This window comes from Myceligenerans xiligouense, from assembly GCF_003814695.1.
Taxonomy (GTDB): Bacteria; Actinomycetota; Actinomycetes; order Actinomycetales; family Cellulomonadaceae; genus Myceligenerans; species Myceligenerans xiligouense.
Window position 1 is genome coordinate 1124478 of sequence record NZ_RKQZ01000001.1, and the last position, 12593, is coordinate 1137070.

General features: G+C 66.9%; 14 protein-coding genes and 1 pseudogene. 8 read left to right on the plus strand and 7 right to left on the minus strand.

Features of this window, described 5'->3' with window-relative positions; all coding sequences use genetic code 11:
* Window positions 1-78: 78 nt before the first annotated feature.
* The 5 genes from EDD34_RS04720 (at window position 79) to EDD34_RS04740 (ending at window position 4382) form a co-directional block, all read left to right on the plus strand.
* Window positions 79-873, plus strand: a complete 795-nt coding sequence (locus EDD34_RS04720; RefSeq protein ID WP_123813516.1) for a transposase family protein — start codon at window positions 79-81, stop codon at window positions 871-873.
* Window positions 874-1104: 231 nt separating this feature from the next.
* Window positions 1105-2457 carry a helix-turn-helix domain-containing protein gene (locus tag EDD34_RS04725; RefSeq protein WP_123813541.1) on the plus strand — a complete coding sequence of 451 codons (1353 nt, stop codon included), beginning with the start codon at window positions 1105-1107 and terminating at the stop codon, window positions 2455-2457.
* Between the two features lie 63 nt (window positions 2458-2520).
* Window positions 2521-2979, plus strand: coding sequence for a cytidine/deoxycytidylate deaminase family protein (locus EDD34_RS04730; RefSeq protein WP_123813542.1), 459 nt, complete (start codon window positions 2521-2523; stop codon window positions 2977-2979).
* A 221-nt stretch (window positions 2980-3200) separates the two neighbouring features.
* Window positions 3201-3851 carry a GNAT family N-acetyltransferase gene (locus EDD34_RS04735; RefSeq protein WP_123813543.1) on the plus strand — a complete coding sequence of 217 codons (651 nt, stop codon included), beginning with the start codon at window positions 3201-3203 and terminating at the stop codon, window positions 3849-3851.
* A 48-nt stretch (window positions 3852-3899) separates the two neighbouring features.
* On the plus strand, window positions 3900-4382 hold the full coding sequence (locus EDD34_RS04740; protein ID WP_246012189.1) for a GNAT family N-acetyltransferase: 483 nt from the start codon (window positions 3900-3902) through the stop codon (window positions 4380-4382).
* 198 nt (window positions 4383-4580) lie between these two features.
* Here the strand turns inward: EDD34_RS04740 and EDD34_RS04745 are convergent, their stop codons facing one another.
* The 5 genes from EDD34_RS04745 to EDD34_RS04765 form a co-directional block, all read right to left on the minus strand.
* A complete protein-coding gene (locus EDD34_RS04745; protein ID WP_123813545.1) occupies window positions 4581-4991 on the minus strand; it encodes a helix-turn-helix transcriptional regulator in 411 nt (136 codons plus the stop codon).
* Between the two features lie 107 nt (window positions 4992-5098).
* Window positions 5099-6328 carry a helix-turn-helix domain-containing protein gene (locus EDD34_RS04750; protein ID WP_123813546.1) on the minus strand — a complete coding sequence of 410 codons (1230 nt, stop codon included), beginning with the start codon at window positions 6326-6328 and terminating at the stop codon, window positions 5099-5101.
* 61 nt (window positions 6329-6389) lie between these two features.
* Entirely contained in the window at window positions 6390-7211 is an 822-nt protein-coding gene (locus EDD34_RS04755; RefSeq protein ID WP_123813547.1) for an alpha/beta hydrolase, read from the minus strand.
* A 91-nt stretch (window positions 7212-7302) separates the two neighbouring features.
* Window positions 7303-7647 carry a hypothetical protein gene (locus EDD34_RS04760; protein ID WP_123813548.1) on the minus strand — a complete coding sequence of 115 codons (345 nt, stop codon included), beginning with the start codon at window positions 7645-7647 and terminating at the stop codon, window positions 7303-7305.
* Window positions 7644-7925 carry a hypothetical protein gene (locus EDD34_RS04765; protein WP_123813549.1) on the minus strand — a complete coding sequence of 94 codons (282 nt, stop codon included), beginning with the start codon at window positions 7923-7925 and terminating at the stop codon, window positions 7644-7646. Before EDD34_RS04765 ends, EDD34_RS04760 begins: the two co-directional genes overlap by 4 nt.
* A gap of 748 nt (window positions 7926-8673) precedes the next feature.
* Between EDD34_RS04765 and EDD34_RS04770 the strand changes: the two genes are divergently transcribed.
* Together EDD34_RS04770 and EDD34_RS21550 are read left to right on the plus strand one after the other, a co-directional pair.
* The gene (locus tag EDD34_RS04770; RefSeq protein WP_123813550.1) at window positions 8674-9990 is read left to right on the plus strand and encodes a DNA cytosine methyltransferase; all 1317 of its coding nucleotides are present in this window, start codon (window positions 8674-8676) and stop codon (window positions 9988-9990) included.
* Between the two features lie 22 nt (window positions 9991-10012).
* Complete coding sequence (locus tag EDD34_RS21550; protein WP_123813551.1) at window positions 10013-10423, plus strand: very short patch repair endonuclease; 411 nt, start codon at window positions 10013-10015, stop codon at window positions 10421-10423.
* Here the strand turns inward: EDD34_RS21550 and EDD34_RS04780 are convergent.
* Window positions 10420-10779, minus strand: coding sequence for a transposase (locus EDD34_RS04780; RefSeq protein WP_170176974.1), 360 nt, complete (start codon window positions 10777-10779; stop codon window positions 10420-10422). The two genes, EDD34_RS21550 and EDD34_RS04780, sit on opposite strands and share 4 nt — an antisense overlap.
* 34 nt (window positions 10780-10813) lie before the next feature.
* Window positions 10814-11344 (minus strand): annotated as a pseudogene (locus EDD34_RS21555) (transposase); the annotation flags it as partial.
* 4 nt (window positions 11345-11348) lie between these two features.
* Between EDD34_RS21555 and EDD34_RS04790 the strand changes: the two are divergent.
* Window positions 11349-12590 carry an IS256 family transposase gene (locus EDD34_RS04790; RefSeq protein ID WP_123813540.1) on the plus strand — a complete coding sequence of 414 codons (1242 nt, stop codon included), beginning with the start codon at window positions 11349-11351 and terminating at the stop codon, window positions 12588-12590.
* Window positions 12591-12593 lie beyond the last annotated feature (3 nt).

Consider the following 12593-nt stretch of genomic DNA (forward strand, 5'->3'; position numbering starts at 1 on the left):
CGGTAGATAGCGCAACGGTCCTTGCGTGCGGTTGGATCCAGGTTGTCTACGCCAGGATTCGAACCGTCCGAAGGACCGATGCGCCACCACAGTACCGCCGGGTTGACCGGTGCCCAGACCGCCGAACTGATCGCTCGCTGCTGGCAGGTCCACACCGGCCGGCCCGATGGTGATCGGTACGACTTCACGCTTCCGTTCGGCAGGGCGGTCACGATGGTGCTGATCATCGCCCGGCACAACCTGCCCCAGCAGCTCACAGGAGACCTGTTCGGCATCGCGCAAGCCACCGTCTCGCGGATCTGGCGGTACCTGATCCCGATGATCGGACAGGTCACCGCCCTGGACCGCAAGCATCTGGCCGACGCGCTCGAACGCGGCACCGTGCTGATCGACGGCACGCCGATCCCAACGGGCAACCGCACAGGGACCGGGACCACGAACTACGCCGCCAAGCATCACAAGCAGGCCCTCGGCGTGCAGGTCGCAGCGTTCCGCGACGGCACCCTGGCCGACGTCTCGACACCGGTACCCGGCTCGCGACACGACTCGCGTGCACTGGACGAGGTCGGCTGGGCCGACCAGATCACTGCCGCGCGGGCGAAGCGGGACTGGATCGCCGTCATCGCCGACACCGCCTACGTGAAACACACTCGCCTCACGCCACGGAAGAAGGCCCGAGGCCAGAAACGCCGCTCCAGAGCCGACCGGGAGCACAACCGGCACATCGCCTCCCTACGCGCACCGGTCGAACGGACCATCGGACTGCTCAAGCACTGGAAGATCCTCGCCACCGGCTACCGCGGCCGCCTGACCGAACTCCCAACCCTGATCCACATCATCGTCAACCTCGAGTTCTACCGACAGGCCACGTGAATAGCGCTCGAACCTGTTGAGCGGAGAGCTCTGTAGGGCGTCCCTGTAGCGATCCTGCCGCATGTCTACTGCACGCAGCTCTACCGAGCGGGTCAGCGTGCGGCACTGCCGCATCCTTGTAGCAAGCGTGCAGCATCCGTGCTCGCGACCTGGCCAAGGTCCGATTTGTGCGTGATCCTTGGCCGGGAGACGCCGACCGCGCGCTCAGTCCGCCATTCGTTGGAGGCCTCGATGCAGACCCGTCGCACGGAGCTCGCCGTACGCCGCAGAGTGTGCGGGCTGAGTCAGGAGTCCCTTGCTGCCGTCCTGGAGGTCGACCGCACTACGGTGGCGCGGTGGGAAGCGGGTATCTCCGCTCCGCTGCCGTGGGTCAGGCCCAAGCTCGCCGAGGCGCTCGGAGTCACCGCCGACGAGCTCTCGGACCTGCTCGACGAGATCCCTGCGAGCGCTCCCGATTCCCGGACTGAAGTCGGCACAGGCATGTCCGGCTCGGGTCTGATCGCGACAGCCGCACCGTGGGCGCTCGATCGCGGGCCAACTTTGGTGGAATCCACGGCCGGAGATCCCGCGTTCGATCGTCGTGACTTCCTGGTCCTCAGCGCCGGTACCGCCGTAGGCATCGCACATGACTGGCTCGCGGTCGATCCGACGTTGGCTGTAGCCGGTGGGGAAGCGCCCGCCGCAGTCCTGGCGGACGCGCCGCAGATCGACCAGGTCGAGCACTTCCACAGGTTGCGTCTCGCCCTCATCGAGAGCGACAACTTGCACGGGGCACGTTCCGTCATCCCGCTCACAGAGCAGAGCATCGAACGGATAGGACAGCTCAGGCGTGTCGGCATCGGCGAACCAACCGCAACTCAGCGTATGCGGATCCTGTACGCCGAGTTCGCGGCGTGGCTTCACCAAGACCGCCGTGCTTGGGAGCGTGCGCAACATTGGACCGACCGCGCTCTGACGTGGTCGCACCAGCTCGGCGACGACTACTCGATCGCTGCCATCCTGATCCGGAAGGCACATATCGCGAATGATCACGGAGACGGCAATGAGGCGGTCGAACTGGCTGAGGCGGCGGGCCGTGCTGCGCCTCCCGGGACCCGACTCGGTGCCGTCGCTGCGGCTTTCGCGGGGCATGGCGCAGCTCTGGCAGGTAACCGCGCGACCAGCGAGCGTGCCTTTGATCGTGCTCGCGATCTGGCGGAAGACGCGGATACAGACCCTTCCTACGGCTTCTTCCTGGATCAGTCATACATAGACGTCCACCAGGCGCACGGGCGGGTCGCGCTCGGTGACCACCGCGTTGCCGCTGATCAATTCGGCCAGGCGATCAGCGGCATGCGCTCTGGGTTCACCCGGGATCAAGCTGTCTACGCGGCGCGGCAAGCGGTCGCCTACGCGAAGGCAGGCGAGGTCGAGCCTGCGGCTCAGCTCGGGCGAACCGCCATGGAGGTTGGCGTCAGTACCGGCTCGGAGCGGATTCTGACCCATGTTCGCGCGTTGCACGGGATATTCGACCCGGGCACTGCGCAGACTGAAGTCGCCGCGTTCCGTGACGCTGGGAAGCGGTGGGCCGTCCTCGCATCCTGAATAGGCCCGTTCACATCGAGGATGTCACGCTCTTGCGCAACCGACTATCGAAGGAGACTGACAGTGACCGAGCTTGATCACCACCACTGGATGAACCGGGCCATTGAACTCGCGGAGAAATGCCCACGGGTCGAAGGCGCGTTTTCGGTCGGCGCGGTCATCGTGGGTAGCGATGGCGTTGAGATCTCCTACGGCTACTCCAGGGAGACCGACCCGAAGGTGCACGCCGAGGAGTCCGCCCTCGACAAGCTCGACGCCGACGATCCGCGCTTGGCTCAGGCCACGATCTACAGCACCCTCGAACCATGCTCGGAACGCGCGACGAAGACCCGGCCGCCGTGCACCGACCGAATCCTGCGGGCAGGGATTCCGCGTGTGGTCATCGCCTGGCGGGAGCCGTCGACGTTTGTCGCTGAGTGCGTCGGAGTGGAGAAGCTTCAGCAGGAAGGCGTGCAGGTCGTCGAACTGGCGGACCTTGCCGACGCCGCCATGGCGATGAATCGGCACCTCGATCTGTCTTGAGACTCACCAACCCGAAGCGGGAGGAGATCTGTGCCCGCGAGACAGAACACTCGCGCACCTTGGTGTCCGAGCAGCGAGTGGTGTGTCGGTCCTCGTCGAAAAGACGACGTCGCGGATCGGGTTTCCCGTCCAGTTCCACGCTTGGATCGAGGTCGACGACGCGCCCGTCGCCGAGGCGCCCTCCAGCAGCCGGATCACCGCCCTGCTCACCACCATGACCCATGGAGCTCACCATCAACGAGGACACCGCACCTGACCTGTGGCTCACCCACGACGGCGTCGGGCTGGGCCCGCTGCGCGCCGACCTGCTGGAGTCGTACTGGCGCTGGGAGAACTCCCTGCCCGTGATGGCCGGCTACGCCCGCCAGACCCCTGAGTCACTTACCGAACGCACCGCCGGGCTCGACCACCAGCTCTCGGACACCGAGACCCAGACCCGCTTCACCATCTACCGCGACCACACCGACAGCAGTGACGGCGAGGTGTGGCGGCCGGTCGGCATGGCCTCCCTGCTCGTCGACGACCGCTACCGCACCGCCGAGTTCTTCATCTACATCGGCGAACCTGCCGAACGCGGCCGGGGAACCGGAACCGCCGCGACCACCATGGTGCTGGACTGGGCGTTCCACGTCGCCGCCCTGCGCTGCGTCCACCTGTCTGTCATCGCGCAGAACACCGGCGCCATCCGCTCCTACGAGAAAGCTGGCTTCCGCATCGTGGGCACCCGTCGCCGCACCGGCTCCTGGCTCGGCCAACCCGCCGACGAAGTCATCATGGACGCGATCCCCGAGGATTACACCGGACCGCGACTCGTCGAAGCAGCGGTCCTGGGGACCGCGCCCGGGACCCCAAGGCAGGTTCGTCCGTCCTGAGCCTTACCAGCCCAGTCCGAGCGAGTAGGGCATCTCATGACCGGACTCATGATCCGTGACGCCGTCGTCGGCGACGCCGAGCAGGTGGCCGTCGTCCATCACTCCACGTGGCGCCACGCCTATGCCGACCTGCTGCCCGAGGAGCACTGGCTGACCGACACCGTCGAACGTCGTACGCAGCGTTGGGCCGCGCGTCTCGGCAACGGCGAGCGTGAGGGCTGGCCTGTCGTCGCCGAGGCGGACGGTCGTGTGGTCGGCTTCGCGCAGGCCGGGCCGGCCCGGGCCAAGGAGGGCTTTGCCCCCGTACACGATCGGGAGTTGTGGTCGCTGTATGTCCTGCCCGCACTCCATGGATCGGGCGCGGGTGCGGCGCTTCTCGGTGCGGTGCTTCCGTCCGGACCTGCTCAACTGTGGGTAGCGGACCCGAACCCGCGTGCTCAGGCGTTCTACCGCAAGCACGGCTTCAGGCGGGACGGAGCACGCCTCGTCGACAGAAACGTCATCGCCGAGATCCGGATGATCCGCTCGTGAGGCGCGGCGACGCTGCTACAGCGCGACCCATCGTGCCGTGCGGTCGTCGGCGTGGACGGCATCGCGTCGTTCACGAACGACGGGGAGGCCGGCACTGTTGACGACTCGCGAACTGACCCTCTGAGGGCCGGGGCGGCCCGCAGGGGTCAGTTTCAGGAAGCGTTGACGGTAGGGCTGACGCGGCTCAGGTCGGCCTATTCACAAGAGCACGTCGAGTGCGTCGAGGGTGATGTCCAGCGCGTTGGCGAGGCGGGGGCGTGCCCAGAGGGATGGCCTCGTCTCGCCGGCTTCCCAGCGCGCGACGGTGGAGCGCTCGACTCCGATGTCCATGGCGAGGCCTTCCTGCGTCTTGCAGACTTCGCGGCGACGACGTGCGAGGCCCGTTCGGCGGCCCGACTCTGTCGCCCGCGCCGTCAAAGCGTCGGCCTGTGCCGGTCGAGCGGCTGGGTCATCGGGACTCAGTTCGTTCCTCGCTACGACGAGGACGACGACGGGTCCGCTCTCGCCTGTTGCGGCACGAAGTTGGTCGAGCACGTCTGCCGTGCCGGCTGACTGGATCAGTTGGCCGAGCTCCTGGCCTTGTAGGTTCGTGATGTCGTGGCCTGCCATTTGTCCCCCTCGATCGATGGTTCGACAGAACCAGGTTCCGGGAGGGGGAGGGCTCGAAGTACCCCGCGGCGGGGTACTTCGGGGTGCCAGAGCGGCTTGACAGGCCGTTACGGCGTGTCGGTGGTAGCCGAACCCATCCACGCGGCGAGTCCCCGGACGTCTTCACCGACCTTGCGGTTGTGGCTGGCCAGAACCCGGACAGCTTCGCGGGCCATGGGGTGGTAGCGCGTCTGCTGGGGTGCGACGGTGCGTGCCTGCTGCAGGGCGTCGAGTGCTGCGTCGCGGTCACCGACCGCGATGAAGGCGCGGGCGGCGTCGATCAAGTGATGGCCCCGGCGCGTGCGCGGCATGGAAGCAGGCAGTTGAAGCGTACGAGCCCGCTCTGCGGCGACGTCGGCGTGCTTGAGTTCGATCTGGGCGGCGATTTCGTGGACGGCGGTGTTCACGGGGCCGAAGGTCAGGTGGTAGTGGACACGGTCCACGCCGTCGGGCACCAGTTCGGCGAGGCGACGGGCTTCTGCGAGGTGGTGGAGCGTCGCGTCCTCGTCTCGGGCGCGGGAAGCCTGGGTGACCTGCCGGAGTCGGATGCTGCCCAGCAGCGTCACTGCCGCGCCCGACGGCGCGTCGCCGACGTCGGCTTGGAGCAGATCGTAGGCGCGCTCCAGGAGCCGCAAGCCGGCGTCGTAGTCCTTGGCGATCTGGAACCCGTTCGCTCGTGTCCACTGGGCGAGTCCGACCGAGAGCGGATCGTCGGCCATGCCCGATGCCCATTGGAGACGGTCCTCCAAGAGCGAAGCGAGGTCGACGTAGCCGAGCCGTGAGGCCAGGCTGTAGGCCATGTAGTAGCCAGAGGCCAGGAGACGCGCGGCGCGGCGTCGGGGCTTGCCGTCAAGTTGGTGGACGCAGGCCGTGAGCTCTTCCAGGAGCGCCGGCAGCATTTCTCCCAGGGCGGTGTATCGGGCTGCGGCACGGTAGGTCGTGGCCTGGTTCAGGTCGCGGGCGATCAGGTCGAGCGGGCGAGGCGTGGTACGCCACTCGGGCGGGAGGTCATAGGTGCGGGCAATGGCGCGGATCGCGGCGATCGGTGCGTGGACGCGCGCGTCGGCCCGCTCGCGGCCACGGTAGGGCTGCCCGGTGAGTTCCTCGACACTGACGGCGAGCGTGCGGGCGGCCGTGTTGAGGAACCCGTAGGTGGGCAGGCGCTCGCCCTGCTCGACTTTGCGGATCGCGCCGAGCGAGAGGTGAGCATGGTCGGCGAACTCGCGCTGCGTGTAGCCCGCGAGCTTGCGGTACGTCGCGATTCGCGACCCAACCGCCTCTTGGCCGTTGCCAGTCATCACCGTCTCCTCTCGCATGAGGGGCTCTGAGGCCTCACGATAGTGGCCGCTTCTTCCGCAGTCAGTCTTCCGGGGAGACCCACTTGGCGATCTCGTCGATGACCTCGGCCTGCCAGGCTAGGGTCTGTGGCTGCCGGTACGCCTTGTCCCCGGCGACAGAGAACCCGTGGCCCGCACCCTCGACGACCATGAGCTGGGAGTCGGCGTTCAGTTCCTTGATCGCGTCGTAGGACGGGCCGATCGGGACCTGCGTGTCCGCGTCCCCGTGCACCAGCAGGGTCGGTGCTGTGATGTCGCCCAGAGCGGTGTGTGGTTGCAGCCAGAACACCTCGTTCAGGAACGCTCGCCCGTGCCGGAAGCTCGCCGAGTACTGCAGGAACCCATCGCGGGTGAGCGACTCGGCGTGCTCCGCATCTAGATGGTCGTCAACCCAGTACGGGCGTGAGTCGATGGTGCGCTTCTTGTAGTCGATCCGCGGGCACAGCATCACCAGTCGACCCACTTCCGCCGGCCGCCTGGCCGCGTACAGCGCGCACACCCCGCCCGCGAACGACTGACCCACCAATGATGTCGAGGCGACGCTCGTCTCTGAACGCAATGCCTCGAAGCCGGCCCGCACGTCGTTCAGCAGCCCGGCGAGCGTCACGTCCTCCTGCGTTCCTTCTGATTCACCGTGCCCACGCAGGTCGAATCGCAGGGATGCAATTCCTGCGGCTGCGAGTCCGTCGGCGATCCGGTCGAAGAACCCCGACTCGTGCCGCGTCACCCCACGACCGTGGACCAGCAGCACTCCGACGGTGGGCGGTGCCTCGGGCATCGCGACATCGCCAACCAGCCGCAACCCATCGAGCGAGCGGAACTCGACGCGGGATTCGGTGGGCATGGCAACCTCCTGGTCGGCCGGGGACTGGCACGGGCAAGTCTGCCCGACCTGGCGCCGCCTGCGCCGCCGACGTTCAGCGGCATCGTCGGGATCATGACCGTGGCCGGACTGACGAGAGAACCCGGACGCGACGCGGTGTACGAGCCTCGCCCAGCAAGGTGCAGCGCACGCCGTGCTTCTCCAGTTCGAACGCGAGCCGTGTGTATGCCTCGGCGAGTCGGGCCGAGCCCGGGACGACCACGACGTTCGCCTGGTGGTGGCGCGCAGTCTCGGTGACCTGGCTGATGGTGAGACCGTCGCGGGTGTCGTCGAGCACGTCTGCCAGGGCGAGGCCTTCTGCTTGCACATACGCGGTGACGGCCTCGCGCTGCTCCTGAGCTTGGGCGCCGGTGTGAGCGGCAATGTAGCCGAGCGCGACCGGCCGGGGCCCGTTCACTCTTCTCTCCCGGCCAGTGCCCGCACATGGCACTCCAGCCCCAAGACAGTCCCGCACCAGTCCGCGACAGTCGGTACCGCCAGGCGCTGGATGAAGGTCTCGGACAGGCCGAGGTCGCGGGCGATGTCGGCGCCCTCGGACAGGTGGACGGGTTCGATCGTGACGGTTCCGCCGCGCAGCAAGGTCAGACGGGCGATGCGGTCCTCACCGAGCGTCTCCAGGATCTCGGTCAGTGCGACGAACATCGCATGCAGCGAAGGCGACTTCGGGTTCGGCATGGTTCACGCTCCAGGGTTCGGCGTGAGCCCACGGGGAACGATCAGGGCGGGCTCTCGTACGCCTTCCATCGAACCCGGCGCGCCGAGGCCTCTGTAGTGCATGCGTGACGCGGTCGCTCTGCACGTTTGCCGCAGGGCACCGGCGCCCGCGTGCCGATGGGGGCAGCACGTTGTTCTGCCGGGCGAAGAGGTTTGCCCGAGCAGGGTCTACCAGCGCCGCCGACGTTCAGCAGCAACGTCGGGACCATGACCGGCGCCGGATCGCGGAGAGTGTCTGGACTCGCCGCGGCGTGCGTACTTCGCCCAGCAGGGTGCAGCCCACTCCGCGCTTCTCTAGTCTGGACGCGAGTCGGGTGTGCGCCTCAGCAATCAGGGCCTATCTCGGGACGACCACGACGTCGGCGAGATGGCGGCGGGCTTGTCTCGGTGGTCTGGCTGATGGTGAGTCCGTCACGGGCATCGTCGAGCAGGTCTGCAGGGCGGGGCCTTCTGCTTGCATGTGTGCGGTGACGGGCCTTGCGCTGCTGCTGCGCTTGGGCTCTGGAGTGGGGCGACGATGCCGAGCGCTACCCGCCGCGGCCCGTTCACACAGCGTGTGATGTTCGCCGCCCCGCAGACATCCGCGCTGGCCGGGCCTACTGTGGTTCGCTACACACTATGAACCGTGACTTAGGTCGGGTGAGTGTCAGTGACAGCGTGTTGAATGAGTCGAACGTGATCCGCAGTCTGACAAGTCAAGGAGCAGAGAGTGTCTGAACTTCGCGTCGTCGAGATCTGTGCCGGTGCAGGCGGGCAGAGCCTCGGGCTCCATCTAGCCAGGTTCGAGCACTCGCTTGCCGTCGAGATCGACGAGACCGCGGCGAAGACCTTGAGCACGAACGGCAGGCGACTTGGTTGGGACATGAGGGTCGCTGTGGGCGACGTCGCGGCGGTACCGGAACCGGGTGAACAGTTCGACGCTGAACGGCATGTATGGAACCCAGACGACTATGTGGGAATCGATCTTCTCGCTGGTGGCGTGCCGTGTCCGCCGTTCTCGATCGCGGGCAAGCAGCTTGGTACCAGCGACGAACGTGACCTCTTCGCCTGGGCTGTTGAGCTGGTCGCCCGGTTGAAACCTCGCGCAGTGATGCTTGAGAACGTCCGCGGCCTATCGATGCCGAGATTCGCGGCCTACCGGCAGTGGGTGAAAGACCGGCTTAGCACACTTGGCTATTGGTCGGACTGGAAGCTTTTGGAGGCGCGCGACTACGGGGTTCCGCAACTGCGCCCGCGTTTCATCCTCGTCGCTTTGCATGACGAGGAGGACGCTCGCCACTTCAACTGGCCTGAAAAGACTCCCTACGCCGGGGGCGTTGGAGACGCCCTCTACGACCTCATGAACACGCACCGCTGGCCGGGCGCCGACGCCTGGCGTCGCAAGGCGAACCAGGGCATTGCCCCGACTATCGTCGGCGGGTCGAAGAAGCACGGTGGTGCCGACCTAGGCCCGACACGTGCCAAGCGCGCCTGGGCAGAACTTGGTGTTGATGCGATGGGCATTGCCAACGACGCTCCCAATCCCAAGGAGCACGGCCTGGATCACGTTCCGAAGCTCACGATCGAGATGGTCAAGGTGCTCCAGGGCTGGCTCGACGACGGTGACCACGCGTGGAACTTCGAAGGTAGGAAGACCAGTCAGTACCGCCAGATCGGGAATGCATTCCCACCACCGGTGGCACGGGCTGTTGGAGGCGCGATCCGTGCCGCCCTCATGCGAGATGGAAGCCCCAAGGACCTCGCGGAGGCCGAGGCCGAGGCGATGCAGCATGAGCCGATCTACGTCGCCCTCAAGGCCGCTGACGGACCCCTCAGCGCGAAGCAGTTGATTAAGGCGGCAGGCGGAAACATCCACCTGAGTGAATTTGAGCAGCGCCTAGGCCTGCTCTCGCGCGACTTCCACATCAAGACTGACGGTGAGAACGAGGACCGAACCTACATGCTCGGCGCCTTCAAGGGGTTCGTCGGCCAAGGCGACCACGACCGCCACCTTGCGTTCGCGACAGCGCGGAACCGGATCAGCTGAGACCACCTCGTAGGCTGGCACTATGGCGGAGCAGTGGGTCAGCACGAAGTCGAGCCCAAGCCTCTCAGGGCGCAAGAGCAGGAACACCACGCCCGAGGTCGAGCTGCGCCGCGCACTCCATGCCATGGGAGCACGGTTCCGGTTGCACCGGCGTCTCGGACCAGCTTCGGCTCCTGACTTCGTGCTTCCAGGCCGCCGGATCGCTGTATGGGTTGACGGATGCTACTGGCACTCCTGCCCTGAGCACGGGAGGCGCAAGAGATTCGAAGGCCCCAACGCCGACCTGTGGACAGCGAAGATGACGCGCACGAGAGAACGCGACACCCTCGCGACCCAGGAAGCCGAGGAACTCGGGTGGACGGCCGTGCGTGTTTGGGAGCACGAAATCCGAGCTGATCCCGTGCATGCTGCGCTCCGCGTTCTCATGGGTTAGTGGTTGGCGCCTTCTAGGTACTCTCGCAGCTGGGCACGGTCGGACGCTCCGAGCATCCGAGCTAGGTCATAAATGCGGTCAAGATCGCTCCGGCTGCGCTCACCTCGCGTAAGCCACAACCGCAGCGTCCTCTTGTCCTGGGCGCGCAATGCTCGTACTTGGACCGAGGCCGTGTCCGGTGAATCGCGGAGCCAGAGGATGATCGCGGCGAGGGTGAGCTCGGTGCGGTAGTACGCGGCGCGTTTGGTGTAGCGGGTGGCCAGGGCGCGGAACTGTTTGAGCCGGTTGAAGCAGCGTTCCACGACGTTGCGGCCCTTGTAGGCCTCGGCGTCGAAGACGGGCGGGCGGGCGGCCACCACGATGGCCCTTGCGTAGCCGGTTGGCGGTGTGGTCTTTCTTCTCCGGGCTGGTGAACGTGATCCCGCGTTTGCGCAGGGCGCGACGGGTCGACGGACTGGAGTAGGCCTTGTCCGCCAGGACCCGGTCGGGACGCTTCCTGGGCCTACCGGGCCCGTCACGCTTCACGCTGACCTGGTCCAGCAGGGGCAGCAGCTGGGGGTTGTCCCCGGCCTGTCCCGGGGTCAGGGTCACGCTCATGGGCAGGCCGCGCCCGTCGGTCGCCAGATGGATCTTGGAGGTCGTCAAGCCTCCCCGCGACCGGCCGATCGCCTCATCAGCGACCGCGAGGTCTTCGACCCAGTCGGTCTTGCAGCCCCCTTTTTCCGGGCCCCCGCCGCGTGGTGGTGGGCCCGGACATTGGTGGAGTCGATCGAGAAGGTCCACTCCACCGTGCCGATCGAGAGTTGCGTCCCTCATAGTGGTGTAGCGGTCGCCGGGCTCGTCGTCTTCGACGTGACGTAGTGCGGCCACCGCGTGATCCTTCGAGAGCAACCCTTCACAGCAACCCTCGAACGGAAACATCACGATGACCGCACCTCATATTGTCGACCCTGCCGGCCTGCTTGGCGAGGCCCTGGCCGAGGCCTCCCCGGACCTGATGCGTGACCTGTTGCAGACGGTGATCAACGCGCTGCTGTCCGCTGACGCCGATGCCGTGGTCGGCGCGGAGTGGGGCCGGCGCAGCCCGGAGCGCACCGCGCGCCGTAACGGGTACCGCCACCGTGACCTGGATACCCGGGTCGGGACCCTGGACGTCGCGATCCCGAAGCTGCGCACGGGGACCTACTTCCCTGATTGGCTGCTCGAGCGCAGGAAGCGTGCGGAGTCGGCGCTGATCACGGTGGTCGCGGACTGCTACCTCGCCGGGGTCAGCACCCGGCGGATGGACAAGCTCGTCAAACAGCTGGGCATCAACAGCCTGTCCAGGTCGCAGGTGAGCCGGATGGCCAGCGACCTGGACGAGCAAGTCGACGCCTTCCGTCACCGCCCGCTGACAGACGCGGGCCCGTTCACGTTCGTGACCGCGGACGCGCTGACCATGAAGGTCAGGGAAGGTGGGCGGGTGATCAACGCGGTCGTGCTGCTCGCGACCGGGGTCAACGGTGACGGTCACCGTGAGGTCCTCGGGATGCGGGTGGCCACCAGTGAGACCGGGGCGGCCTGGAACGAGTTCTTCGCAGATCTCGTCGCCCGCGGCCTTGCCGGGGTCCGCCTGGTCGTCTCCGACGCGCACGCCGGCCTCGTGGAAGCCATCGCGGCGAACCTGCCCGGCGCGGTCTGGCAACGCTGCCGGACCCACTACGCAGCGAACCTGATGAGCATCTGTCCCAAGAACATGTGGCCCGCCGTGAAGGCCATGCTGCACAGCGTCTACGACCAGCCCGACGCCACCGCCGTGCACGCCCAGTTCGACCGGCTGCTGGACTACGTCGCCACCAAGCTGCCCGATGTCGCCGCCCACCTGGACACCGCCCGCGCCGACATCCTCGCGTTCACCAGCTTCCCCAAAGACGTGTGGACCCAGATCTGGTCGAACAACCCGACCGAACGACTCAACCGCGAGATCCGCCGCCGCACCGATTCGGTGGGCATCTTCCCCAACAGGAACGCGATCGTGCGTCTCGTCGGCGCCGTGCTGGCCGAACAGACCGACGAATGGGCCGAAGGACGCCGCTACCTCGGCCTCGAAGTCCTGACCCGCTGCCGCCAGAACCCCACCACGACCACGGGAACGGAGGTCGACACCGTCCTCGAACTCAGCGCCTGACCC

Bases quoted from the DNA above. Each gene is read 5' to 3' on its own strand.
- EDD34_RS04790 (WP_123813540.1), top strand. From the start codon at position 11,349: ATGACCGCACCTCATATTGTCGACCCTGCCGGCCTGCTTGGCGAGGCC.
- EDD34_RS04725 (WP_123813541.1), top strand. From the start codon at position 1,105: ATGCAGACCCGTCGCACGGAGCTCGCCGTACGCCGCAGAGTGTGCGGG.
- EDD34_RS04720 (WP_123813516.1), top strand. From the start codon at position 79: ATGCGCCACCACAGTACCGCCGGGTTGACCGGTGCCCAGACCGCCGAA.
- EDD34_RS04750 (WP_123813546.1), bottom strand. From the start codon at position 6,328: ATGACTGGCAACGGCCAAGAGGCGGTTGGGTCGCGAATCGCGACGTAC.
- EDD34_RS04745 (WP_123813545.1), bottom strand. From the start codon at position 4,991: ATGGCAGGCCACGACATCACGAACCTACAAGGCCAGGAGCTCGGCCAA.
- EDD34_RS04735 (WP_123813543.1), top strand. From the start codon at position 3,201: ATGGAGCTCACCATCAACGAGGACACCGCACCTGACCTGTGGCTCACC.
- EDD34_RS21550 (WP_123813551.1), top strand. From the start codon at position 10,013: ATGGCGGAGCAGTGGGTCAGCACGAAGTCGAGCCCAAGCCTCTCAGGG.
- EDD34_RS04740 (WP_246012189.1), top strand. From the start codon at position 3,900: ATGATCCGTGACGCCGTCGTCGGCGACGCCGAGCAGGTGGCCGTCGTC.
- EDD34_RS04755 (WP_123813547.1), bottom strand. From the start codon at position 7,211: ATGCCCACCGAATCCCGCGTCGAGTTCCGCTCGCTCGATGGGTTGCGG.
- EDD34_RS04765 (WP_123813549.1), bottom strand. From the start codon at position 7,925: ATGCCGAACCCGAAGTCGCCTTCGCTGCATGCGATGTTCGTCGCACTG.